Raw genomic sequence first — 25,624 nt, forward strand, 5'->3', positions numbered from 1 at the left:
ATCACCTTTTATTTAGTAGAACTTTCTATTTATAGCCAAGGTGCATTGCAGCAACGCCACCTGTAAAGCTACGAACTTTTACATGACTGAAACCAGCCTGTTCAAATAAACGTTTTAATTTATCTTTATCTGGAAAATTAAATGTAGATTGTTGTAACCACTCATATTCTTCCTTAGATTTAGCAAACAATTTCCCGAAAATAGGCATAACAAATTTAAAGTAAAGTTTATAAACTTGTTTAAATACGGGCAATGTTGGTTGACTTGTTTCTAAACACACAATCATACCACCTGGTTTCAATACGCGATTTAATTCTTTTAGCGTTGCTAAATAATCAGGGACATTTCTTAAGCCGAAACCAATTGTCACATAATCGAATATTTTGTCTTCAAATGGTAAATTCATAGCATCGCCATGCACTAAATGAATATTAGGCATTGACTGCGTTTTTTCCTTACCAACTTCAAGCATATTTTCACTGAAGTCTAAGCCTGTGACTTCTCCATTAGGCCCTACTGCTCTACTTAAAGCGATAGTCCAGTCAGCAGTACCACAACATACATCAAGTGCTTTACTACCTGGAACAACATTCATATCTTTCATAACATGTTTACGCCATATTTTATGTTGTTCGAAGCTTATGATATTGTTCAAACGGTCATATTTTTTAGAAATATTTTGGAAAACCGTATGAACTTGTTCTTTTTTTGCATTATTTTCAGCCATTAATTATTACCTCTACTTTTCTCTTTATCGCTTTGTTTTATATGTTTAATAAATTGGTTTATTTCATCTTCATCATATTCACTTAAATAAGATGGATAATATTGACGTACCCCATTAAATAATTTTTCAAATATCTCATATTGAGAAAGTTCAACATCAGTAAAATGAGAAATAGTTATAAAAGGGAAAAGTGTTTCTATATCTAACACAGCATTATATATATCATGACTATCAAGTGAATGATGATGCAATGAGGTTTTCAGCTCATTAGATTTGATAATCGCTTCACTCATTAGTCTTTGATATGACACATCACCAATTTCAGATATTAAAGTATAAAAATGAGCACTTAATAAGTCACCAATTAGAATTGATTTCTTAGATAATTTATTTTTAGAAATATCATCTAGATGCTTCATTGATGTATCAATAGTGAGGCATGCAAGTTTAGCATTTTCTGGAATATTAAAATGATCTAAAACATCACATAATCTTTCATTAATGTGAATTGCTTCGTATTCATTAATTCCTTTAAGCCTTTGATTAATTTGTCTATTTATTTTGCTTAATGTTCTTTCCATGTTCACACCTCACGTTAGTATCAATATACATATTAACATTATATTCGTAAAAATAAAATATAGTGCTTATGACGAAAATAACTTCATTGACACTTCATGATAAATTACAAAATTATAAATAAAATATATGTATTTAGAATTAAATAATATATAAAATAAAAAGCCCTTATAGGGCTTTTTAAAGTAAATTATTTTACAGCATCTTTTAATGCTTTACCAGCTTTGAATGCTGGTACTTTACTTGCAGGAATTTCGATTTCTTTACCTGTTTGAGGATTACGTCCTTTACGTGCAGCACGTTCACGTACCTCGAAGTTTCCGAAACCAATTAATTGAACTTTTTCACCTTTAGAAAGTGAATTTTGAATTGATTCGAAAACAGCGTCTACTGCTGAACCAGCTTCTTTTTTAGTTAAATCAGCTTGTTCTGCAACTGCATTGATTAAGTCAGTTTTATTCATTATGAGTTCACCTCCGGATGAATGATAATGATAAATTTATATCATTATGATATGACTTTAACACAAGAATTCCCTTTATCGCAACGATTTATATACTTAAAACGCTGAATTATCAGTATTTCATGAATAATTTTATAAAATATTTATGATAAACAGTAAAAATACACTTTATTCAGCTTTTTTATCTCGTCCCATTAAATCCTTCACACTATCTTTCACTGGTTTACCTTCAAATAATACTTTGTATAAAGCATTGGTTATTGGCATATCAACATTTTGAGCTTTTGATAAATGATACACTGACTTCGTTGTGTAAATTCCTTCAACAACCATATTCATTTCGTTAAGTGCTTCTTCAGTCGTTTTACCTTTTCCTAATTTATATCCCAAAGTATAATTTCTTGAATGAGTAGACGTACACGTTACAATTAAATCACCAATGCCACCAAGACCTAGAAAAGTCATAGGATCAGCCCCTAGCTTTTCACCTAGTCGACTAATCTCAGCTAAACCTCTTGTCATTAAAGCAGCTTTAGCATTATCACCATAACCCATTCCAGCAACAATACCACTTGCTACAGCAATAATGTTTTTAAGTGCACCACCTAGTTCTACACCTATCAAATCGTTATTAGTATATACTCGTAAGTAATCATTCATGAATAAATCTTGAATAAGTTTACTTATGTGTTCATCTTTTGACGAAGCTGCAACAGTTGTAGGTTGCTTAATTACCACTTCTTCAGCATGACTTGGTCCAGATAGTACCCCTACGCCATTTTTATGGTTCTTAGATACTGAATCTTCAATCATTTCTGATACACGTTTAAATGTTTCATTTTCAATACCTTTTGCAACGTGAATAAACGTTTTCTTAGTTTTAATATGTTGATCAATTTCAGTCACAACGTCTCTAATTGCTTTTGTAGGCAAAGCAATTAAAAATATATCTGAAAAATTAACTGCTTGTTCTAATTGACTTGTTGCTTTAATCGTCTCAATTAATGTTACGTCTTTCAAGTACCGTTTATTTTGATGGGATTGATTGATTTCATCTACAGTATTTTCATTTTTTCCCCACATTAAAACTGAATGGCCATTCTCTGCTAAAACATTTGCTAATGCAGTACCAAAACTTCCTGTACCAAAAACTGTAATTTTAGTCATGTTAATCTCTCCTCTTAGTTTCTTCTTCTAGGGATGATATGAATAGGTGTTCCTTCAAAACCAAATGCATCTCTAATTTGATTTTCTAGATAGCGTTTATAAGAAAAATGCATTAACTCAACATCATTTACAAAAACAACAAACGTTGGTGGTTCAATAGCCACTTGAGTAGAATAGAAAACGTTTAGACGTCTACCTTTATCTGTAGGTGTAGGATTCATTGAGATTGCATCTGTCACTACTTCATTAAGTGTAGAACTTTGAACACGTTTTTTATGATTTTCACTTGCTTCTCTAATATAAGGGAAGAGAGTTTTTAATCTTAGTTTCTCTTTTGCTGATACAAAAGCAATAGGTGCGTAATCTAAAAATTGAAATTGATTACGTACATCATCAGCAAATTTTTTCATAGTGTTACTATCTTTTTCTACAGTATCCCATTTATTTACAACAATCACCATTGCTTTTCCTTCTTCATGGGCATATCCAGCAACGCGTTTATCTTGTTCAATAATTCCTTCTTCGGCATCAATAACTAATAACACCACATTTGAACGTTCAATTGCTTTTAATGCTCTCAATACAGAATATTTCTCAGTTGATTCGTATACTTTACCTTTTTTTCTCATACCTGCTGTATCTATTAGCACATAATCTTGTCCATCATAGCTATACTCGGTATCTACAGCATCTCGAGTTGTACCAGCTACATTTGATACAATAACGCGTTCTTCACCTAAAATGGCATTTACTAAACTAGATTTACCTACGTTAGGACGTCCAATAATAGATAAACGAATAGTATCGTCATCGTATGGATCACTATCTTCTTCTTTAAAATGCTTAACGACTTCGTCTAATAAATCACCTAGACCTAAACCATGTGAACCAGAAATTGGATAAGGATCACCAAAACCTAAAGAGTAAAAATCAAAAATATCGCTTCTCATTTCAGGATTATCTACTTTATTTACTGCTAAAACAACAGGTTTTTTTGATTTATAAAGTAATTGAGCTACCATTTCATCACTTTGAGTGAGACCTTCTCTTACATTTACCATAAAGATAATCACGTCAGCTTCATCAATAGCGATTTCTGCTTGAGCTCTTATTTGTGTTTGGAAAGGTGCATCTCCGATTTCGATGCCTCCTGTATCAATAATATTAAATTCATGTGTTAACCATTCGCCTGAAGAATAAATACGATCACGCGTAACACCTGGAGTATCTTCAACAATTGATACACGTTCACCTACTACTCTATTAAAAATTGTAGACTTCCCCACATTAGGTCTACCTACAATAGCTACAATAGGTTTAGTCATAAGCTAACTTCCTCTCTTTCTAAAATCTCTATAATTTTATCATATGCAGTGATGATTTAAAAACAAGTATATAATTTTACACGATATATAGTGATTAAAGATAAAAAAAAGAGCAAGAAAGAATTTCACTTGAATATCTTTTCTTGCTCTCATTATTAAATTAAATAATAAAATATTTAATATTAGAATTTTAAGTTTTTAAATTTATCACCAAAAACGTCACCTAATGTAGGATTATCTTCATCTGTATCATTAGATAAATATGATTGAGTTGTAGCATCATCGCTTTCAATCACATCTTCATTTGGTAATGTTGCTTTAATAGATAAAGAAATACGTTCGTTTTCTTCATCAATACCTAAAATTTTAACACTCACTTGTTGTCCTGGTTCTAAAACTTCACTTGGTGTACCAATATGTTTATGAGCAATTTCTGAAATGTGTACTAGACCTTGAACACCAGGAGCAATTTCCACAAAAGCACCAAAGTTAGCTAAACGAATTACTTTTCCTTCGATAACATCATTTTCGTGGAATTTACCTTTAATATTTTCAAATGGAGTTGGTAAAGTATCTTTAATAGATAAAGAAATACGCTCAGAATCTTTTTCAACAGACTTAACTTTAACATCAACTTCTTGTCCTACACTTACCACGTCTTCAGGAGATTGAACATGCTCATGTGATAATTCTGATACGTGAACTAATCCATCAACGCCACCGATATCTACAAAAGCACCAAAGTTTGTAAGACGAGCAACTGTGCCTTTGATAACGTCTCCTTCATTTAATGAGTCTAATAACGATGCTTTTTTAACATCATTTTCAGCTTGTTCAACTGCTTTACGGCTTAAAATGACTCTATTATTTTCAGGATCTAATTCTTCTACTTTAAGACGAACTGTTTGTCCTTCAAATACAGAGAAATCTTCAATGAAATCAGTTGAAATGAGTGACGCAGGAACGAATCCTCTTTGGCCCACATCCACAACTAAACCACCTTTAACTACTTCGGTAACTTTAGCCTCGATTACTTCGTCATTATCAAGTTTTTCTTGTAAAAATTCATATGATTTTTCAGTTTCAATTTGACGTTTTGATAAAATGTAAGCACCTGATTCATTTTCTTCGTCAATTTCAATTTTAGTTACATATGCTTCAATTTCATCACCTTCTGAAACAATCTCACTTGGATTTTCAATGTGGTGAGTTGAAAGTTGGCTAATTGGAATAATTCCATTATATTTAGCCCCATCAATATGAACTACTACTTGTTTATCTTCAACTTGTTGAACTTTTCCAGTGACTTTGTCACCTTCTTTAATATCATTAATCATTGATTCATTGAATTCTTCAGTCATCATGTTTGCCTCCTTATACACTACATAATTATAACATCTTATAAACGCGGGGAATTGTCAAGAAATACCCCTTTAGTTTCATAAGTTTTTAAAAAAAATATCATTTTTTAAAAATATTTAATATTAAGCAATAGAAAAATATATTTATTAATATCAATAAAAATCGAGACTTATGATTGAATATAAGACTAAGAAAATTTATTGTTTATATTTCCTTAATTAATTATATATAACTAAAATAGCTATTTAAAATAATTCGCTTATACTTTGATATTTTGACGAATTAAATTAAATAGCTATATACAAAATCATAGGTTACCTACTAATTTTAATATTTCTTCTGTTACTTCTTCTATAGTTTTACTCGTAGTATCTATTGTTATAGCATCTTCAGCTTTTCTTAAAGGTGAAATATCACGATTCATATCGTAGTGATCTCTTTCTTCAATCTCTTTTTTTAATTGACTTAAAGTTGAAGGAATCCCACGTAATTCATTTTCTTTTTGTCTTCTTTCAGCTCTTTCGTCTACAGAAGCAATCATATATACTTTTAACTCAGCATCTGGAAGAACTACGGTACCAATATCTCTACCATCCATAACAATTCCTTTTTTCATTGCTAATTCTTTTTGTTTTTTTACAGCATAAGTGCGTACAGGTTCTTTTGATGCAACATATGAAACATGCTTCGTGACATCATTTTCTCTTAGATAGTCTGTCACATCTTCTTCGTCTAAAATAATTCGTTGTCCTTTTGATGGATTGTAAGTTAATTCTAAAGTAGTATGGTTAATTAAGTTTTGAAAATCTTCAGGAGCACCTTGCTTTAAAAATTTATACGTTATTGCACGATACATTGCACCTGTATCGACATAAATCATTGATAATTTACTAGCTACTTGTCTTGCAATTGTACTTTTCCCAGCAGCAGCAGGACCATCTAATGCAATATTAATTGACTTCATAAAATTTTCCTTTCTTGTTGTTTTATCTGTATTATTTTATCATAAATATGTATTTTAAAAATAGGAGGAGTTTAATGAAACAGATACTTGTTATTCATACAGGTGGAACAATTAGTATGTCACAAAATCAACTAAATCAAGTTGTTACGAATGATATCAATCCTATTTCATTGCATAAAACCATTATAGGTCAATATGCAAGTGTAGAAGAAATTAGCCCCTTTAATGTTCCATCACCACACATCACACTTTCTCATGTTATAAAGTTAAAAGACATTATTATTAAAGAATTTTCTAAAAATCATTATGATGGATGTGTTATTACACATGGAACAGATACATTAGAAGAGACTGCTTTTTTGCTTGATTTAACAATAGATATAAGTCAACCTATCGTTATAACAGGTGCAATGCGTTCATCAAACGAAATCGGCTCAGATGGACTATATAACTTTATTTCAGCAATTAGAGTTGCAACATCAGCAGATGCTTCTGATAAAGGCGTGATGGTCGTATTTAATGACGAAATACATACTGCGAGAAATGTTACTAAAACACATACTTCGAATATCAATACATTTCAAAGTCCTAATCAAGGTCCTTTAGGTATTTTAACTAAAGAGCGTGTTCAATTTTATAACTTTCCATACAGACAAAAAGTATTTCCAAGAATAGATGAAAATCTAAATGTGCCTTTAATCAAAGCGTATATGGGAATGACTGATGAAGTTTTAGAATTTTACGCTCAACATAATGTTCAAGGTATTATTATTGAAGCGTTAGGTCAAGGTAATTTACCTCCAAGTTGTTTAAAAGGTATTAAACTATGTATACAAAAGGAGATTCCTATCGTACTTGTATCTCGCTCATTTAATGGCATTGTAAGTCCAATTTATGATTATGAAGGTGGAGGATTCCGATTAGCTGAAGAGGGTCTTATTTTTTCAAACGGATTAAATGGTCCTAAGGCAAGATTAAAACTTTTAATTGGTTTAAGTAATCATATGAATCACAAAGAATTGAAAGAATACTTTGAAGCTTAAATAGAGAATCGGATAGAATTTAGTTTAAATCTATTGTCCTATTCTAGTTACGAATCACAAACTACTTTTGACATAGACTTTGTTTATAAAAGTTTCTCAATATTGAAATCACGGTACTAGTATTGAAAAACCTAGATACAAAACTATTTTTAATTTAGCCATCGACTGTCAACATATAAAAATAGCCTAAGACAACTTTCATTATGTCTTAGGCTATTTTTATTGAAATAAATGAAGTTTAACTTTCTAATGGAGTTTGTTTTTTTCTTAAAATACTTTGAGCAATAATACCACCGTGATATTTACCATTTTCAATGAAAATAGAATTATTATCATTACCAGCTGCTATAACACCAGCAATATAACAATTTTCTACGTTTGTTTCATACGTTTCTTTATTGTAAATTGGAGCTGTTCCAAATTCATTAGTATGAATCTCTATACCAATAGATTGTAAAAACTCATAATCTGGATGATAACCAATCATTGCAAAAATAAAGTCATTTGGAATCGTTACAGATACACCATTTTTTTCATAAGTTACTGATTGTTGAGTGATTTCAGTAACATTTGCATCAAATTCCATGTCGATTTTTTCATGGTTAACTAAAGATTCAAAATTCGGTAAAATCCAAGGTTTAATTGCTGCTGAATACCGATCTCCGCGATATAATACAGTTACATTTGCTCCAGCTTTTTCCAATTCTAATGCGGCATCTACTGCAGAGTTCTTGCCTCCAATAACTACCACATCTTGATTAAAATATGGATGTGCTTCTTTAAAGTAGTGTTTAACCTTAGATAAATCTGCACCTTTGACATCTAAAGTATTATGTTGACCGTAATAACCAGTTGCAACTGTTAAAAATTTACATTCATAAACGTCTTTTGTTGTTGTGATTGTAAATTTATTTCCAATTTTTTTAACTGTTAATACTTCTTCAAAAGGATGTATATTCAAATTGTGGAATTTTACTACTTCTCTATAATAGACAAGTGCTTGATTACGACGAGGTTTACTTTCCTCAACAATAAATGGTACATCTCCAATACTTAATTTATCACTGGATGAGAAAAAAGTTTGATGCGTAGGATAATGATAAATTGCATCTACAATATTACCTTTTTCAATAACTAAGGTGTCTATGCCTTTTTTCTTCTGTTCAATTGCTGCACTTAAACCACATGGGCCTCCACCAATAATAATACTTTCAATTGTTTGCATATTTAATGGCCTCCTTTAATCACTTTCATATTATATCAGTTTAAGGATATATTTCTAAATAAAAATATTTACGTTTTTATTTAGTTATCTTTAAGTAAACAAAAAAGATACACCTTTTTAGGTGTACCTTTATTTATAAATTCAACTATTATTGAGGAATAACTAATTTTTGTCCATTTACAATATTGTTACTAGTTAAACCATTAGCACGTTTTAATTTATTTACATTTTCAATTGTACCTTCACCGTAGTATTGAATTGCAATACGGTATAAATTGTCATTACCAGATACTACGTGAGTTTGTTGACCAGCACTATTACTTGATTGTGTGCTATTTTGAGTTGATTGAGAATCTGAGTTATTGTCTGAACTTGATGAATTGTTATCTATATTAGATTTATTGTTAACATTTTCAGATGTTGCGCTTTCAGTAGAATTTTGGTCTGAAGTGTTATTTTCTGAAGTAGATGATCCATTTGACTCATTACTATCATTTTTAGCACTATTATCTGATTCACTCGATTTATCTTCTTTTGTTGCTGCTGATTCACTCGATTTATCTTCTTTTGTTGCTGCTGATTCACTCGATTTATCTTCTTTTGTTGCTGCTGATTCATTTGATTTATCTTTTTCATCTGTAGCTTTGTCTTTAGATTTATCTGTGTTTGCAGTTTGTTCTGTTTTATTATCTGTAGTGCTACTGTTTTTATCTTTGTCATCATTATTTAGATACATGCCAATAAAAATAGCTAAAGCAGCTAAAATAAGTAATAAAGCTATTAGTGGAAGTAAAATTCCCATTAAACCACGTTTTTTCTTTCCATCATGAGCTTGGAAACCATCATTCTCTTCATAATCATGATGGTTATCTTCATGATTATGCTTGTCACCATTATGATCGTTTAAATTGTTATGTTCATCATGATGTTTATGTTTAGAAGCGGCAGCACCAGCAGCACCTACTCCAGCAGCACCAGCACCAATTGCAGCAGCTTTTTTACCTTTATTTCCTTTTTTTCTATTTTGCTTATTATCTAGTTCATCATTATGTTCGTCATGCCCATTGTCACGTTGAACACTTCTATTTTCGCTATCCTTATAATTTTCATTATCATGACGATGCACGTCATCATTAGGATAATCATTTTTCTTACGATTATTTTTATGTTTTTTATTACGTGATGCTTTTGCTCCAACAGCTCCTGCAGCAGTAGCCCCCCCAGCTATCGTTGCATTTTTTCCAATTTTTGAATGATGATCTTGATGTCCATCCTCATCTTGATCAAAATCACGATGACGACGATGGTCACTATTCATTTTATCATCATTAATATGCTTATCGTCATAACCATGACTTGATTGAGTTTGGAAATCACGATCATTGTCTTTATGTACTTTTTCAAATGTATCTTCGTCATAACGATCATCTAATGAGCCTTCTTCATAATCATTAACTTGATCATTAAATTTCTTGTTACGACTAGAAGATTGGTTTCTTCTTCTTTGTCGTCTTTGTGCATTTCTTGGTGGAAACTGTTGATCAGTTTCATTGTTAAGATTGTCTATTTCATCATTGGTTTCATTATTTAAACGATCGAATTGATCGTCTGAATCTATCGATTGTCGGTTTTTTTCAAAATCATCCTTAAAATTATCTCTAGACACAGTCAACATCCTCTCTTTTTCTTATTTTAATCGTTACATTATTTATACCCAAGTAATGCATAAATATGTATCGTTTTTTAAATTTCTTATAAATCATTTTATAATTTAATTATATCCTGTATAAAATATTTTAGTAAAGTATAGTCACTAAACTCTAAATAAATTTTTGATTTTTTCATTGAAATTAAATGGTCGTTTAACTTTTTTTCTGTTGTAACACTCAATTTTACTTAAATCTGAATCATTGTCACAACATTCATTAGGTTGTTTAGGATATTCTCCAAAAAACTCAAGTAAAAATTTTCTTCTACATTGATCTATATGAGTATAACCTATTATTCTTTGAAAACCAGCTTGTTTACGTACAAATGATGTGTTAAAAATATGTTTCAAATCCTTAAATGAATAATTTTGATGTAATATTGTCAAAATTTCTTCTTTGTTGGGTGGAAGGAATACACCTAACTCAAAAGCTTCTACATCTTCTGTTATGATAGCATCACTAAATAACAATGTCTCTAGAATGTAAGCATCGTCTGGTTGATATAGACTAATCGCTTGGCTTTTTTCTCCATCTCTTCCAGCTCTTCCAATTTCTTGTAAATAATTTGAAGGACTAGATGATAAATGAAAATGAATTACTGTACGAATGTCTTTTTTATTAACGCCCATTCCAAAAGCACTAGTAGCTACAATAACTGGAATAAAGTTATTAATAAATTGATTTTGAACAGTTTGACGTTCTTGATAAGATAAATCTCCGTGATAAATACCAGTTAAATATCCATGCTGATAAATGAGTTTTGCGAGTTGTAAGCATATCTTCTTAGATGACACATAAATAATTGTAGGGCCTGAAGATTCAATGAATTCCAATAACCATTTTATTTTTTCGTCGTCATTATTAAAATTAAAATGTGATAATGAAATGTTTTCACGATTCATAGTAGTTTGTATAGTGTTTAATTTAACTTTTAAAATATGTTCTAAATCACTTGTTAAATGTGGAGGTGCAGTAGCGGTTAATGCTAAGATAGTCGCAGATTTAAAATGATGCGTGATTTGACCAATAAGTGCATAATGTGGCCTAAAATCATAACCCCACTCTGATAAACAATGTGCTTCATCTAAAACAACTAAACCAAATGGTATATTTTTAATTAAATTGAAATGGTGAGATTGAAGAATAAATTCGGGACTTAAAAATATAAAACGACTTTGGTTTAATAAATTGATATTTTCTTTTCTTTCTTGTTCATCCATACCTGAATGAATACATATGACTTTACGTTCACCCTGTGATTTAAGTTGCATCACTTGGTCATCCATTAAAGAAATTAATGGTGAAATAATGAGAGTAGGTTTTTTTTGAATATAGGTTGGAAATTGATAGCATAGGCTTTTTCCACTACCTGTTGGCAAAACCCCGAGTGTATGCTCGCCTTGTAACACACTCTCTATAACTTCTTTCTGACCTGGATGGAAAGTTTCATATCCAAACCATTGTTTAAGATTGTCTTCTAACATTTATTTCACCTCTTTCTATTCCAACAATCATTAGTTTAATTTCAAAGTATGACAAATTATCAAATTCTTTTTTATATACTTTTAATCTTTCTCCTTTATGTTCTACATAGTAGTTAGTAAATTGAAACATATCTTTTTTATCTACATAATTTTCGTAATTTTTTTCATAACCTTTAATAAATAATTCTAATATATGATCTTCTATTGTATTGAGTTTAACATTTTGTGCAATTGCGATTTCATTCAAACTTAGACCTTGATGAAGATATTGTTGTGTAATAGATGTTTTATTTAATAATGATGAAAGAATAATACATTTAGATAATATAGGATAACGTTGTTTATCTTCAATTTCACTTCCCAATGTGACTAAATTATTAAGTTCTAAAGTATATAATTTTGCAATGGAAATATTCTCTATCAAACTCACCTGTTGTCTTGTATACATAGGTTCATCATAACCTTGTAGATAATAATGAAGGTAACACTTACTATCATTATTTAAACTGATTGCTTGAAATAAATCAGTCACTTCTTTTTCAAAATCCTTTACTAAATCATTTTCAAGAATATGACTATAAATTTTTTTCACTCTATTTTGAATAAAAACTTGTTGATTTATTGGTACAAAGTTAAGTTGGTGATGAAGATATTGAGAAATTGTCTGAATTAATAATTGAATACATTTAAAAGTATTGTTTAAACTGTCATAAGTAAAACGAGGATGAATCTTAATATTTAATTTTTCTATATCATTTTTATTCAAAAGTCGTTCAAATGTCTGATATTTTAATTTAGGTAAACTATGATATAATGATAAAAGTTGTTGAGAGCTCGCATCAAAAAACGTTTGATGTGACTTTTTTCCACTTAAAATATTATATATACTTTTATTAGTTTTATAATTGAATGAGTGATGTTTAACATAACTAATCATTTCTTGCATGAGTGAACTCCTCTTTTATAGAACTTTTTATCTAGAATATAATAAATTTATTTATTATAACTAGTGTAGCATTTTTATCAAAGGAGGCGAATAAAATGGCAAAGTACACAATCGTTGATATGGATACATGCATTGCTTGTGGTGCTTGTGGCGCTGCTGCACCAGATATTTACGATTATGATGACGAAGGTATTGCTTTCGTAATCCTTGACGATAATCAAGGTACTGCAGAAGTACCAGAAGAATTATATGAAGATATGGAAGATGCTCTTGAAGGTTGTCCAACTGATTCAATTAAAATTGAAGAAGAACCTTTTGACGGGGATGCCTTAAAGTTTGAATAAACTCGTAAATAAAATTGTATTAACACAATTATAATATAAAACCTCCGACAAATCCTATTAAGAAGGTAGCGGAGGTTTTAATTTTATTTCAATACTTTTTTTAAACGTCGATATAGCAAAATAAAGATAATGGAAATTACACATCCTTTAATAATATTAAAAGGAATAATACCAGATAAAACGATTACTTTTAAATTATTAAATACGTCGCCAAGGTTAAATATCATGCCATATAAAGGTAGTAAGACAAAATAATTTAAAATACTTAAAACTATAGTCATAGTAATAGTGCCAGCAACTAATCCGATAATTAAGGAATGACGAGATGAACTTTGTTTACGATGACTAACATAATAGGCTATTAGTAAAAAACTAGCTCCAGCTAAAAAGTTTGCCACTGGGCCAACAGGATCACCAATATTAAATAAGAAATTTAATATATTTTTAATTAATGCTACAAGAAGACCTGATACGGGCCCAAAAATAAAAGTAGCTAATAAAGTCGGTACATCACTAAAATCTAATGTTAAGTATGGAGGTAAAAACGGTAATGGGAATTTTAAAAATGTTAATATAAATGCAATTGCACTCAACATACTTATGGTAATTAAACGTTTATTTTGTTGCATATTCAATTTTCTCCTTCCATTCATCTTACTAAGAATTGGAGGATACTTTTGCACAACAAAACCTCCATCTTCTCCCCTCCAGACTTTACTGTCGGCTTCAGATTTCCACTGAATCAGCCACTTCTATTGAAGCGGGTCGCAGGCTTAAATTACTGCCGGTTGGGAATTACACCCTACCCCGAAGATGAATTACGAATTTATCATTTAAAATTAATATTACATGAATAAATATTTCATTGCAATATCTTTGTTTATTTATAAAGATGATAACCATTAGCATCCGTTTAATCGACTATTTTTATTTTAAAATGAAATGAGACATTCCATTTTAAGAAGTATAAATAAAAAAACTCTCCAAAGTTTTCTTAAACTTTGAAGAGAGTAAATCTAAATTGTCTTTTGAATATTTATTTCAGCTTTATTAAAGATTAATTATTTATTATCTACAGTAGGTCTAGGTAATTTGATAATAAAGGTTGTACCTTCATTCACAGTACTCTCTACAGAAATAATTCCACCATGTTCTTGAATAATCATTTTACAAATAAATAATCCCAAACCAGTACCTTGTTTACCTCTAGTTCTAGAAGCTTCTACTTTATAAAACCGATCAAATACATGATCAAGATGTTCAGGAGAAATGCCGCTACCTGTATCTTTTATATTTAAAATTTGATATTGACTATCTCTATCAGCAGTAATCTTAATTGAATCTCCAGGGTGTGTATAACGTGTTGCATTATCAATTAAATTTGTGAGCACTTGATCAATTCTATCAGCATCATAATTCCATAAATCATCTTCATTAATATTTGGTAATAAATCTATGTTTAGTTCTAAATCTTGAGCTTGCTGTCGATATTTAAGTTGTATTTTACGTAACAGTGGCATTATAGGTTGTACTTCTTTGTTGATAGTTAACCCTTCAGCATCCATTCTTGCAACATTTAAAAGTTCGTTGACAAGACGATTAAGTCTTTTCGTTTCATCTAATACTATTGATAGTGATTCTTTGATTTCATTAGGTTCAGTAACAATGCCATCGACTATCGATTCAGTATAACCTTGTAATAATGAAATCGGTGTACGTAATTCATGGGAGACATTAGCGATAAAGTCTTTCTTCATTTGATCAAGGTTATGTTCATTTGTCATATCTCTTATGATAATTACAATACCACTACGACCATCTTGTTGAATACGATCAATATAGCTCATTATAAATACGTAATATTTAGAGTTAATTGTATACTCATTAAATTCTGTGCCTTTTGAACAAAATGTATCATTTATTTGACTTTTAATTTCTGAATAAATAGATGTATCGATTGTCGGTAGTATTTGGTCTGCCATTTTATTAGATAAAATTATTTCACTTTTATCATTTAAACCTACTACGCCTTCGACCATAGAATTAAATAAACGATCACGAATATTTTTTTGAGTAGATAAAGCTTCAATGTGTTCTTGAATTTTATAACTCATATTGTTAAAAGTATACGAAAGTTCACCAATTTCATCTTTAGTATTTACTGTCGCTTTTTGAGAATAATCTCCATTTGATACATTAATTGCTTGTGTACTGAGTTGTCTAAGTGGCTTAGTAATACGGTTAGATAAAAAGAATGCGAAAATTGTTGAAACAATTAAAAATACAATTGCAGTAATTAAAATAATAATTGTAATAGCATTATTAGTATCTTCTATTGTTTTTAAATCTTGATATATAAATACTCCACTAAATTTGGCATGCTTACGATCTTGAGATTGCATTGGATATCCTAAAAGAATATAAGAATGAGACGATCCTTTTTCACTTATTGTGACATTTTGTGTAGCGGACTTTCCTGTATTAAATACTTTATTGAAGTTGTCATTGTTTTGAATTTCTTTTAACATTCTTTTTTTAAGTGGATTATATGTTTTTTCTGCTGACATACTTTTATTAGACATTATAATAACGCCACCTGTACCATCAATCAATTCCTGACTATGTTGTATAGCAAGTGACTTATTATCAGCTTTTTCAACAAGATGACTTATTCGTGAAGCATCTTCTCTTATAGCGTTTTCTGTTTGTTGGGTGTAATAGTATTGAATAAATGTAATTAATGCTGCACTTAATAAAATTAAAACTGTCGTTACTATAAATATTATAGTTAACCACAGTTTTATAACAACACTATTTAGTCGATTCATCATTTATATTGACCTCAAATTTGTAACCGACACCCCAAACGGTTTGAATCATATGCGCAGCTTCTTCAGAAACTCGATTTAATTTTTCTCTTAAACGTTTAACATGTGTGTCTACAGTTCTTAGATCACCATAAAATTCATAATGCCAAACTTCTTTTAATAATTGTTCGCGATCGAATACTTTATTAGGTGTTTTCGCTAAGTATATTAATAACTCATATTCTTTTGGAGTTAAATTCACTTGTTGCTGATCCGCTAATACACGATGTGCATCATTATCAATAGTAAGATGATTAAACTCAATAACATCTCTTGCATGTGGCTCACGTTGCTCTGGTTTAGATGTTTGGGTTCTACGTAGTAATGCTTTTACTCTTAATACTACTTCTCGAGGAGAAAAAGGCTTCACTATATAATCATCTGCACCTGATTCGAATCCTTCTACACGATTTGTCTCTTCACCTTTAGCTGTAAGCATAATGATAGGTGTATCTTTATGTTCACGTAATTTGGATGACATTTCAATACCGTCCATTTCAGGCAACATTAAATCTAAAAGAATGCACGCATAGTCATTTTCCATAGCAAGTTCATATGCTTTCTTACCATCACTTGCTTCATGGATAGTAAACGATTCTCTTTCTAAGTAAAGTTTTAGTAATCTTCTGATTCTATCTTCATCGTCTACAATTAATATTTCATTCGTCATTACAATATACCTCCTACACATGCTCTATACCTTATTGATTATAGCATATTCACTGTATTAAAGCTTTCTATTAAATTTACTTAACAAATTTACTTTTCTGTCATAAAATTTATGATTCAATATTACAATGAATAAATTAATAAAAGAATTCACATTATAATTGAGAAAACAATTTAGCGATGTTTAAGTTACCTCGAATTAATTACCATTTTCAGCCATATGTCTTAATGTTTTCACCTCATGAGGAGTTAATACTCTACCTTCTCCTGCATTTAAACCTTTTAAATTAAGATTTCCAAACTCAATTCGTGTTAATTTATCAACAGTATGATTAAAATGTTCAAACATACGTCTGACCTGTCTATTTCTACCTTCACTAATAGTTATTTCAACAAGAGTAGTATTTTTTTCTTTATTTTGATTTTTAATTTTAACTTGAGCAGGTTGTGTAAAACCGTCCTCTAATTCAATACCTTGTTCTAATGCTTTAACTTCATCTCTCATTAAATAGCCTTTTAACTTAGCAACATATTTTTTTTGAATATGATATCTAGGATGAGTCATAAGATTAGTAAATTCACCATCGTTTGTAAGTAATAATAATCCTGAAGTATCATAGTCTAATCGTCCAACTGGATAGATTCTTGCTTCTAAATCTTTAAAATAATCTGTTACAACAGTTCTACCTCTATCATCTGAAACGCTAGTAATGACTTGAGTTGGTTTATAGAACAAAATATAAATTTTATCTTCTTGCTCAATTTTAATTCCTTCGACTTCAACAGTATCTGAAGATTTCACCTTCGTACCGAGTTCAGTAATTACTTGACCATTCACTTTCACTTTACCTTCTGTTATTAAAGTTTCTGCTTTTCTTCGAGATGTATATCCACTGTTAGCAATTCGTTTTTGAAGTCTTTCTAAATTTTTATTCATTCTATTTCTCCTTTTGATCTGTAAGTGTACTAAAGAAATTTTCAATTTCTTCATTATCCTCTTCAGTAGATGGTAATTCTTCTAATGATTTAATCCCAAACACATTTAAAAATAAATTAGTAGTAATGAGTAAATGACTACGAGATTTCTCTGTGTCTTTTGCTTCAATAAGTCCTCTAGCAATTAATGTTCTTACTGCGCCATCAGAATTAATTCCTCTTGTTACTTCGATATCACTTCTAGTTAATGGTTGATTATAAGCAATAATCGACAGCGTCTCCATAGCTGCTTGAGATAATTTCATGTGCGCTTTTTGATCCACAAGTGCTTCGATAAAAGGTGCACTCTCTTTTTTAGAGGTTAACATATAAATGGAACCATATCTTTGTATTTCAAGACCTTTTGAATGATATGTCGAAATTAATTGATCAAGTTCATCTAAATCTATCTTTAAAATATCTGCAAGCTGACGCGCTTCGAGTCCTTCGTCGCCTACAGTAAATAATAAAGACTCTATAATTCCAATGTTATCCAATAGAATAGTTCACTCCTCTAATGATATTAATGTCTTCAAAATTATTTGACTGTTCTATATTAATAAGACCTACTTTAGACATTTCTAGTATTGCTAAAAAATGTGTAACGATTTTACTCACAGATTCATCAAAGTTAAATAGACTAAAAAAGCTGAACGCTGTTTGTTTCTCTAAATGTTTAGTGACTACTTCAGTCGCTTGTTGAATCGTAAAAGTATCTTTTGAAATTTCAACAACTTTAGGCGTATTTAATGCTACTCTATTTTTTACTCTTTGATATGCAACAATCAGTTGAGTCAAATCAATAGTTTGGTTTTTGTCCCAATGCGTTTCTTTTTCTAAATGAGATAAATCAGTTGGTAGTTTAGTATAATATAATTCTCGTTCTTTCTTTAATTCTGTTAATAGTAAAGAATATTCTTTATAATTTTGATATTCAATTAAACGACCTACAAGTTCCTCACGAGGATCCTCTTCTAACTCGTTTTCGATTTCTTGTTGTGGCAATAATAATCTACTTTTTATCATTAATAACTCTGAAGCCATCACTAAATATTCACTTGCAATATTAATTTCAACTTCTTTCATTGCGTGAACATATTGCATATATTGCTCAGTTAAAGCTTTCATTGGTATATCATAAATATCTATTTCATATTTATGTATTAAATGAAGAAGTAAATCTAATGGGCCATTAAAAGCATCTAATTTAACTTCGTACATAAATTAACTTCCTTGTATTATAAAATTTAAATTGTGCATAATTCACTTAAATATTATAGCATGAATATATATTAGAATTAAATTAAGGATGAGTATTCATGAATAAAGCGTTAAGTCACTTTTATTATCAATTTCATACACATCAACATTATTTTTTATGTCATGATATTTTAGAAGAATCATGGAAATCCAAACCTAATTTTTCTAAAAAAGATGCCATAGTTAGTTTAATACTGTTTTCAACTGCAATGTATCATTATAGACGACATAATAAGTTAGGTGCATTAAAAAGTTTTAAAAAAGCGTTATATACATTTAATCATGCAAAAGATAAAGAGACTCTAGGTTTAAAGGTTAATGAATTTACCTTATTGATTCAAAAACAAATAGAAAAAGTGAAACTCAATCAGGAATTCCAACCGCTAAAGTTACCAATTAAGTCTTGCGTAGAACAGGAAATCATTAATTTATATCCTAATTATGAATATAATAGTCAAATTAATACTGATGATATAATAGTTCATCACCATCGTCTAAGAGATAGAAGTGATGTAATCGCAGCTAGAAAAGAAGCACTTAAAAATAAAAGAAAGAAAAGTTGAATCTTCCACTTTTCTTTCTTTTATTTTAAGCTCTAGGATGAAATTGATTATACATTTGTCTTATTTGAGATTTAGACACATGTGTATAAAGTTGTGTTGTTGAAATATCAGAATGACCAAGCATTTCTTGAACCGCTCTTAGATCTGCTCCATTTTCTAAGAGATGTGTAGCAAATGAATGTCTCAATGTATGAGGCGTCAAAGTTTTGTTAATGTTGGCTTTAGAACCATATTGTTTAATCATCTTCCATATTCCTTGTCTTGTTAAGGGTCTACCGTGCATATTTAAAAACAATACATTCGTAATCGTCTTTTTTAAAAGTTGAGGACGTATCTTTTCTAAATACGTATCTAGAAATTCAATAACAGTATCACCTAATGGTATAATTCGCTCTTTATTTCCTTTACCAAATACTTTAACAAATCCCATGATAAGATTTATATCTTCAACATTAATTTGTATCAGTTCAGAAACACGCATGCCAGTCGCGTATAATAATTCTAATATTGTACGATCACGATACCCATTTTTTTTATTTAAATCAGGTGTTTCTAAAAGTTGAAGTACTTCCTTAACCTCTAAAACATCGGGTAACTTTTTCTCATATTTTGGGGTCTCAATTAAAACAGTTGGATCTTTAGAAGCATATTTTTCTCTAAGTGCAAATTGATGAAAATTGCGAATTGTAGAGATAAAGCGAGCCATTGATTTAGCTGAAGCACCTTGATCAATTAAATATCCCAAACATTCTTGTATAACTTGGCGATCAATAAAATCGATATGAGCAATTTTATGTTCTTTCATATATTCCTCATATTTAGCTAAATCACGTCGATATGCACCGATAGTATTTTCACTTAACCCTTTTTCAATTTGTATAAATTTTAAGAATTCTTCAATAATCGTATTCATATTACACCTCTGTTTATATAAAAAAGGTATGAAATAGAATTCAATATTAATTCTTAATTTCACACCTTTAATCGACTAATTATTACGAGTTGCTTTTTATCTTGAAAAGTATTTAGAAGCATTTGCATTTAAATTTGATATAACACTAAAGTAGTTTTAAATTATTATTTCCCTTTAGCTTGGCATTCTGAACAAATACCATGAAATGTTAAACGATGATCCAAAATTTTAAATTGATATTCTGATTCAACACGTTCTTCTACTTTTGGCAGTAAATCTTCATGAATTTCATCTACCTTACCACATTCCATACAAACTAAGTGATGATGAAAATGTTTCGCGCCTTCTTTCCTTAAATCAAAACGTGCTACACCATCACCAAAATTAATTTTATCTACTACTTTTAATTCAGCAAGTAGTTCTAGAGTTCGGTATACAGTAGCCAAACCAATTTCAGGCGCCTTATCTTTTACTTTTAAATACACATCTTCAGCGCTTAGATGATCTTTTTCATTTTCAATTAACACACGAACTGTTGCTTCGCGTTGAGGTGTTAATTTATAAGAAGATTGCTGCAATTGTTGTTTCACTCTATTTAGACGTTCTTCCACGGGAGCATCACTCCTCTATTAATTATAATCATTTTAAACTAAATTATTTCAATTAATAAATTACCAATAATTTTAGTAAAAATCAAGTTATTATCACGTCTTATTTAGAATGATTATAATTTGATAATACATACTGTAAAGCAATGATCGTTTTTGCATCTTCAATTTCATTGTTTTCTAAAAGTGCATGGATATCGTCCAAGTGTATTTTATGTAATTCTACAAATTCGTCATCGTCTAGATTTAATTCTCCTTCACTTAAATCATCAGTAAAGTAAATAGTTAGTTTCTCATTTGAAAATCCTGGAGAACCATACATATGTGTGATGAACGTCAGATTATGAGCTATGTAACCAGTTTCTTCCTCTAATTCACGTTTAGCGGCTTCTTCTCTTTCTTCATCTTTTTCTAATTTACCTGCTGGAATTTCTAACAAGTTTTTTTCAACTGGTTTACGATATTGTTTAACCAATAATATTTCTTTTTCTGGAGTAATAGCACAAATTGCAACAGCACCATTATGCTTAATAATTTCTCTTTTTGAGGTATTTCCATCTGGTAGCTCAACATCGTGTATTTCTAGATCGATAATTTTACCATTATAAATGACTGTTCTATCAAATGTTTTTTCATTAAAGTCCAATTACATTCACGTCCCTTTTAATTGAGTTAATAAATTGATAAGATAAATGCGTTACTTAAAGTGTATCGGAAGGAGAATGTTCATGCAAAAAAATATATTAAAAAGTGGCATTGAAATTTCAGAGCTAGGTTTAGGATGTATGAGTTTAGGCACAGAATATCATCACGCGCAAGAAATCATTGAGTGTGCAATTGAAAATGGTATTACTTATTTTGATACAGCAGATATTTATAATCGAGGCGTCAATGAAGAAATTGTCGGAAAGGCTTTAAAAAAATATCAAAATAGAGATGACATAGTTATAGGAACAAAAGTAGGAAATAGACCGATGAATGATGGTAGTACTACTTGGGACCCATCAAAAAAATATATTAAAGAAAGTGTTAAAGGTTCTTTAAAACGTTTAGATATAGAACAGTTAGATCTTTATCAACTTCATGGTGGAACAATTGATGATCCGCTAGATGAAACAATTAGTGCATTTGATGAACTAAAAAAAGAAGGTATTATTAAAGCTTATGGAATCTCTTCAATAAGACCTAACGTCATTGATTATTATTTAAAACATAGTCAAATAGAAACTATTATGTCTCAATTTAATCTCATTGATAATCGCCCAGAACGTCTTTTAAACAACATACACTCTCATGGCGTGAAAGTTTTAGCACGTGGTCCCGTTTTTAAAGGATTACTTACTTCAAATAGTGTTAATGTCATCGATCAAAAATTCTCTGAGGGTATTTTTGATTATAATTATCATGAATTAGGAGAAACAATTGCTTCTGTTAAAGAAATTGAAAGTAATTTAAGCGCTTTATCATTTGAATATTTAAAATCTCATGATGCATTAGGATCTATTATTGTTGGTGCAAGTTCAATCTCACAATTAAGAGACAATATTGCTAATTTTAATAAAACAGTAAGTTTAGATCAAATTAAATCTGCACGTCATCGTGTAAAAGATTTAGAATATACTCAGCATCTTGAGTAATGAATCATGTTTAAGAGGTCTTACAAAGAAAAGTTTATATATAAAGTAAAAGTGATGAAGTATGAATAATGATTGCTTCATCACTTTATTTTTTAAGTGTTAATTATACTTTGTTTTTAAACAATGAAGTAAAATATGTCTCAATTTTTCTAGGAGCTAATTGGTAAAGTTTTAATAATGGATTCATCCATACTGGCTTATTAATTTCTACTTTGCGAGTGATTATACCTCTAACGATTTCTTTTGCGAGTATTTTAGGGTCTATCATCATTGATGCATATTTATTAGCATACTTTAATGATGGATCTGCTTTTTTGTGGAACGGTGTATTAATGGGACCTGGATTAACAGCCATAACATGTAAGTTTTGCTCCTCGATTCTTAGGGCATTTAACACGCTATTTAAAGCAGCTTTAGATGAACCATAAAATGCCGCATTCGCTTGTGTTACAAATGCTGATTGACTTGAAATACCTACTATAGAAGCATTTGATGTTAAATATGGTTTAACAGTTTTAAATAATGCAATAAAACCAAGCACATTTACATGATAAGTCTCTATCATTTCTTCTAACGAATGAGATTGTATGGATTTAAAAAATCCTAATCCTGCACTGTAAACGATTCCGTCAATAGGATAACAAAGCGATTTAGATATATGGCCTACTTCTAAAGTATCTTGTAAATTACATTTAAGCATCGAAACACGTTTTTTGTACAAGTCAAAATTAATATTTTCAAATTTTTTCGTACTACGAACAATAAGGGTAACATATGCACCCCTTTTTAATAGTTCTTTTGTTATTTCTAAACCTAAGCCACTTGTTCCTCCAGTTACGATAAAATGTTTACCTACAATCACTGGTGACTCTCTCCTATCTAATAAGTAATGCTTCATTTTTAATAATATTTATAATAAATATGTTACTATAGTTTTATCAATTTATGGTAAGGATGGTGCTATTTTATGAAGTTAGTATTTTATGGCGCTGGTAACATGGCACAAGCGATTTTTAAAGGAATTATTGATTCTAAAATTTTAAAACATAATGATATTTATTTAACAAACAAATCAAATGAAAATGCTTTAAAATCATTTGCGAAAGAATTAGGAGTAAAATATAGCTATGATGACCCGTTTTTATTAAAAGATGCAGATTATGTATTTTTAGGTACTAAACCTCATGATTTCGAAACAGTCGCAACACGTATAAAGTCACATATCCAATCGGATCATCGTTTTATATCTATTATGGCTGGTCTATCGATAAATTATATTCGAGAAAAATTAGAAATGAATAATCCGGTTGCTAGAATTATGCCAAATACAAACGCACAGGTAGGTCATTCAGTAACAGGCATTAGCTTTTCTGGTAATTTCGATCCTCATTCTAAAGATGAAGTAACTGAATTAATTAGTGCTTTTGGTTCAGTTATTGAAGTTGACGAGGAATATTTACACCAAGTGACGGCTATTACAGGAAGCGGACCAGCTTTTTTATATCATGTTTTTGAACAATATGTTAAAGCGGGAACATCATTAGGTCTTGAAAAGAAACAAGTAGAAGAATCCATTAAAAATCTAATTATTGGCACAAGTAAGATGATTGAGCGATCTGATTTGAGTATGGAACAACTTAGAAAAAATATTACCTCTAAAGGCGGCACCACGCAAGCTGGATTAAATGAACTTGACCAGCATGATATTGAGGGCGTTTTTAAGGCTTGTCTAGATGCTGCAGTTCGTAGAAGTATTGCCCTTTCTAAAAGTGAAGATGAATAATCAATGTTAAAAATAGCTATAACGAAAATTAAGATAATACATTCGTTATAGCTATTTTTTGAGATTTTAGTTATTATTTAAAATTTGAATGTATCGAAGTCTTTAACAAACTCAAAGTTAGGTGTCTCTTTCATTTCTTTTAAAGTATGGTTTATTTCTTCGATATCTTCTAAATTATATCGATTACTTAAATGGGTAATAAAACTTTTTTTCACACTAGACTGATGGATTAAATTAAATACATCGTCAATGTGACTATGATGATAGTTATTTGCTAAAGTTTTATCTCCTTCAATATATGTAGCTTCATGAATCATAATATCCGCATTTTCTGCAAGTATATATTCGTTATCACAAGGTTTCGTATCTCCAAAAATTGTAACGATAGGTCCTGGCTTGGATGGACCTTTAAAGTCTTTAGAAAGATAAACTTGATTATTATACTCAAAGGTATCAAACATTTTTACTTCTTGATATTTGGGACCCGGTTCTAGTCCAATTGATTTTAATGCTGTCACATCAATTGTACCTGGAGTTGTGGGTGCCTCAATTCGATAACCATATGAAGGTATACCGTGATTTAATAATCTTGCTGAAACCGTAAAGCCATTATGATGGTATGTAAAATTATTATCAATTTCGATATATGTAATAGGATAGTTTAAATGAGATTCAGATAATTTCAAAGATGTTTCAATAAATTGTTGTAACCCTGTTGGCCCTATTATCGTCAATGGCTTATCTTCTCCCCCTTGGAATGAACGACTTGTCAATAGTCCAGGTAATCCAAAAATATGATCGCCATGCATATGCGTGATAAAAATGTGATCAACTTTGCCTAATTTTATTGAATGATGCAAAATTTGATGTTGAGTCCCCTCTCCTACATCGAATAACCATACAGAATTTGAATAAGGTTCTAGATTTAAAGCAATCGCTTGAGTATTACGATCTTTAGTAGGTAAACCCGCACTCGTTCCAAAAAATGTAACTTCCATGCATATGCCTCCT

27 protein-coding genes and 1 riboswitch are annotated in these 25,624 nt (G+C 30.1%); of the genes, 5 read left to right on the top strand and 22 right to left on the bottom strand.

Annotation, left to right across the window (positions count from 1 at the left end):
* Positions 1–25: 25 nt before the first annotated feature.
* The 7 genes from AC2FB1_RS01240 to cmk all read right to left on the bottom strand — a co-directional run bounded on the left by AC2FB1_RS01240 (position 26) and on the right by cmk (position 6,587).
* Positions 26–727: a demethylmenaquinone methyltransferase gene (locus AC2FB1_RS01240; RefSeq protein WP_490673462.1), complete on the bottom strand. Its 702-nt coding sequence runs from the start codon at positions 725–727 to the stop codon at positions 26–28.
* Positions 727–1,308, bottom strand: coding sequence for a heptaprenyl pyrophosphate synthase subunit A (locus AC2FB1_RS01245; RefSeq protein ID WP_490673463.1), 582 nt, complete (start codon positions 1,306–1,308; stop codon positions 727–729). The genes AC2FB1_RS01240 and AC2FB1_RS01245 overlap by 1 nt, the downstream gene beginning before the upstream one ends.
* Before the next feature lie 188 nt (positions 1,309–1,496).
* Positions 1,497–1,769, bottom strand: a complete 273-nt coding sequence (locus tag AC2FB1_RS01250; RefSeq protein ID WP_002449794.1) for an HU family DNA-binding protein — start codon at positions 1,767–1,769, stop codon at positions 1,497–1,499.
* A 168-nt stretch (positions 1,770–1,937) separates the two neighbouring features.
* The gene (locus tag AC2FB1_RS01255; RefSeq protein ID WP_490673464.1) at positions 1,938–2,936 is read right to left on the bottom strand and encodes an NAD(P)H-dependent glycerol-3-phosphate dehydrogenase; all 999 of its coding nucleotides are present in this window, start codon (positions 2,934–2,936) and stop codon (positions 1,938–1,940) included.
* Between the two features lie 14 nt (positions 2,937–2,950).
* The gene (der, locus tag AC2FB1_RS01260) at positions 2,951–4,261 is read right to left on the bottom strand and encodes a ribosome biogenesis GTPase Der (RefSeq protein WP_490673465.1); all 1,311 of its coding nucleotides are present in this window, start codon (positions 4,259–4,261) and stop codon (positions 2,951–2,953) included.
* A 182-nt stretch (positions 4,262–4,443) separates the two neighbouring features.
* Positions 4,444–5,622, bottom strand: coding sequence for a 30S ribosomal protein S1 (gene rpsA / locus AC2FB1_RS01265; RefSeq protein WP_490673466.1), 1,179 nt, complete (start codon positions 5,620–5,622; stop codon positions 4,444–4,446).
* A 308-nt stretch (positions 5,623–5,930) separates the two neighbouring features.
* Entirely contained in the window at positions 5,931–6,587 is a 657-nt protein-coding gene (gene cmk, locus AC2FB1_RS01270) for a (d)CMP kinase (protein ID WP_490673467.1), read from the bottom strand.
* A 74-nt stretch (positions 6,588–6,661) separates the two neighbouring features.
* Between cmk and AC2FB1_RS01275 the strand changes: the two genes are divergently transcribed.
* A complete protein-coding gene (locus tag AC2FB1_RS01275; RefSeq protein WP_490673468.1) occupies positions 6,662–7,630 on the top strand; it encodes an asparaginase in 969 nt (322 codons plus the stop codon).
* A gap of 238 nt (positions 7,631–7,868) precedes the next feature.
* Here the strand turns inward: AC2FB1_RS01275 and ypdA are convergent, their stop codons facing one another.
* From ypdA to AC2FB1_RS01295, 4 genes are all read right to left on the bottom strand, one after another.
* Positions 7,869–8,855, bottom strand: a complete 987-nt coding sequence (ypdA, locus tag AC2FB1_RS01280) for a bacillithiol disulfide reductase YpdA (protein ID WP_490673469.1) — start codon at positions 8,853–8,855, stop codon at positions 7,869–7,871.
* 148 nt (positions 8,856–9,003) lie between these two features.
* Positions 9,004–10,521 carry a LysM peptidoglycan-binding domain-containing protein gene (locus tag AC2FB1_RS01285; RefSeq protein WP_490673470.1) on the bottom strand — a complete coding sequence of 506 codons (1,518 nt, stop codon included), beginning with the start codon at positions 10,519–10,521 and terminating at the stop codon, positions 9,004–9,006.
* A gap of 147 nt (positions 10,522–10,668) precedes the next feature.
* Complete coding sequence (locus tag AC2FB1_RS01290; RefSeq protein WP_490673471.1) at positions 10,669–12,048, bottom strand: RecQ family ATP-dependent DNA helicase; 1,380 nt, start codon at positions 12,046–12,048, stop codon at positions 10,669–10,671.
* Positions 12,029–12,994 (bottom strand): helix-turn-helix domain-containing protein, encoded by a 966-nt coding sequence (locus AC2FB1_RS01295; protein WP_490673472.1) that lies wholly within the window; start codon positions 12,992–12,994, stop codon positions 12,029–12,031. The genes AC2FB1_RS01290 and AC2FB1_RS01295 overlap by 20 nt, the downstream gene beginning before the upstream one ends.
* Positions 12,995–13,089: 95 nt before the next feature.
* Here AC2FB1_RS01295 and AC2FB1_RS01300 point away from each other — a divergent pair, with 95 nt between their 5' ends.
* Positions 13,090–13,338 (top strand): ferredoxin, encoded by a 249-nt coding sequence (locus AC2FB1_RS01300; RefSeq protein WP_002449743.1) that lies wholly within the window; start codon positions 13,090–13,092, stop codon positions 13,336–13,338.
* Positions 13,339–13,421: 83 nt separating this feature from the next.
* Here the strand turns inward: AC2FB1_RS01300 and AC2FB1_RS01305 are convergent, their stop codons facing one another.
* The 6 genes from AC2FB1_RS01305 to AC2FB1_RS01330 form a co-directional block, all read right to left on the bottom strand.
* A complete protein-coding gene (locus tag AC2FB1_RS01305; protein ID WP_490673473.1) occupies positions 13,422–13,967 on the bottom strand; it encodes an ECF transporter S component in 546 nt (181 codons plus the stop codon).
* A gap of 62 nt (positions 13,968–14,029) precedes the next feature.
* Positions 14,030–14,157, bottom strand: a riboswitch (FMN riboswitch).
* Between the two features lie 242 nt (positions 14,158–14,399).
* Complete coding sequence (locus AC2FB1_RS01310) at positions 14,400–16,166, bottom strand: ATP-binding protein (RefSeq protein ID WP_490673526.1); 1,767 nt, start codon at positions 16,164–16,166, stop codon at positions 14,400–14,402.
* Positions 16,150–16,875 carry a response regulator gene (locus tag AC2FB1_RS01315; RefSeq protein ID WP_490673474.1) on the bottom strand — a complete coding sequence of 242 codons (726 nt, stop codon included), beginning with the start codon at positions 16,873–16,875 and terminating at the stop codon, positions 16,150–16,152. Before AC2FB1_RS01315 ends, AC2FB1_RS01310 begins: the two co-directional genes overlap by 17 nt.
* Before the next feature lie 198 nt (positions 16,876–17,073).
* Positions 17,074–17,811, bottom strand: a complete 738-nt coding sequence (locus tag AC2FB1_RS01320; RefSeq protein WP_490673475.1) for a pseudouridine synthase — start codon at positions 17,809–17,811, stop codon at positions 17,074–17,076.
* 1 nt (position 17,812) lies between these two features.
* Positions 17,813–18,346 (bottom strand): SMC-Scp complex subunit ScpB, encoded by a 534-nt coding sequence (gene scpB / locus AC2FB1_RS01325; protein WP_490673476.1) that lies wholly within the window; start codon positions 18,344–18,346, stop codon positions 17,813–17,815.
* Complete coding sequence (locus AC2FB1_RS01330) at positions 18,339–19,070, bottom strand: segregation and condensation protein A (RefSeq protein ID WP_490673477.1); 732 nt, start codon at positions 19,068–19,070, stop codon at positions 18,339–18,341. The genes scpB and AC2FB1_RS01330 overlap by 8 nt, the downstream gene beginning before the upstream one ends.
* Positions 19,071–19,168: 98 nt before the next feature.
* Here AC2FB1_RS01330 and AC2FB1_RS01335 point away from each other — a divergent pair, with 98 nt between their 5' ends.
* Complete coding sequence (locus tag AC2FB1_RS01335; RefSeq protein WP_490673478.1) at positions 19,169–19,672, top strand: DUF309 domain-containing protein; 504 nt, start codon at positions 19,169–19,171, stop codon at positions 19,670–19,672.
* Positions 19,673–19,697: 25 nt separating this feature from the next.
* Here AC2FB1_RS01335 and xerD read toward each other — a convergent pair whose 3' ends face one another.
* From xerD to AC2FB1_RS01350, 3 genes are all read right to left on the bottom strand, one after another.
* Positions 19,698–20,585 (bottom strand): site-specific tyrosine recombinase XerD, encoded by an 888-nt coding sequence (gene xerD / locus AC2FB1_RS01340; RefSeq protein WP_490673479.1) that lies wholly within the window; start codon positions 20,583–20,585, stop codon positions 19,698–19,700.
* A 164-nt stretch (positions 20,586–20,749) separates the two neighbouring features.
* Entirely contained in the window at positions 20,750–21,196 is a 447-nt protein-coding gene (gene fur / locus AC2FB1_RS01345; protein WP_048679284.1) for a ferric iron uptake transcriptional regulator, read from the bottom strand.
* A 100-nt stretch (positions 21,197–21,296) separates the two neighbouring features.
* On the bottom strand, positions 21,297–21,839 hold the full coding sequence (locus AC2FB1_RS01350; RefSeq protein WP_490673480.1) for an NUDIX domain-containing protein: 543 nt from the start codon (positions 21,837–21,839) through the stop codon (positions 21,297–21,299).
* A gap of 82 nt (positions 21,840–21,921) precedes the next feature.
* Between AC2FB1_RS01350 and AC2FB1_RS01355 the strand changes: the two genes are divergently transcribed.
* Positions 21,922–22,830: an aldo/keto reductase gene (locus tag AC2FB1_RS01355; RefSeq protein ID WP_490673481.1), complete on the top strand. Its 909-nt coding sequence runs from the start codon at positions 21,922–21,924 to the stop codon at positions 22,828–22,830.
* Between the two features lie 103 nt (positions 22,831–22,933).
* Here AC2FB1_RS01355 and AC2FB1_RS01360 read toward each other — a convergent pair whose 3' ends face one another.
* On the bottom strand, positions 22,934–23,689 hold the full coding sequence (locus AC2FB1_RS01360; RefSeq protein ID WP_490673527.1) for an SDR family NAD(P)-dependent oxidoreductase: 756 nt from the start codon (positions 23,687–23,689) through the stop codon (positions 22,934–22,936).
* Positions 23,690–23,797: 108 nt separating this feature from the next.
* Here AC2FB1_RS01360 and proC point away from each other — a divergent pair, with 108 nt between their 5' ends.
* Positions 23,798–24,613, top strand: coding sequence for a pyrroline-5-carboxylate reductase (proC, locus tag AC2FB1_RS01365; protein WP_490673482.1), 816 nt, complete (start codon positions 23,798–23,800; stop codon positions 24,611–24,613).
* Positions 24,614–24,690: 77 nt separating this feature from the next.
* Here the strand turns inward: proC and rnz are convergent, their stop codons facing one another.
* On the bottom strand, positions 24,691–25,611 hold the full coding sequence (gene rnz / locus AC2FB1_RS01370) for a ribonuclease Z (RefSeq protein WP_490673483.1): 921 nt from the start codon (positions 25,609–25,611) through the stop codon (positions 24,691–24,693).
* Positions 25,612–25,624: the final 13 nt, after the last annotated feature.

It is taken from the genome of Staphylococcus sp. CoH_129_LAB_1, from assembly GCF_058191515.1.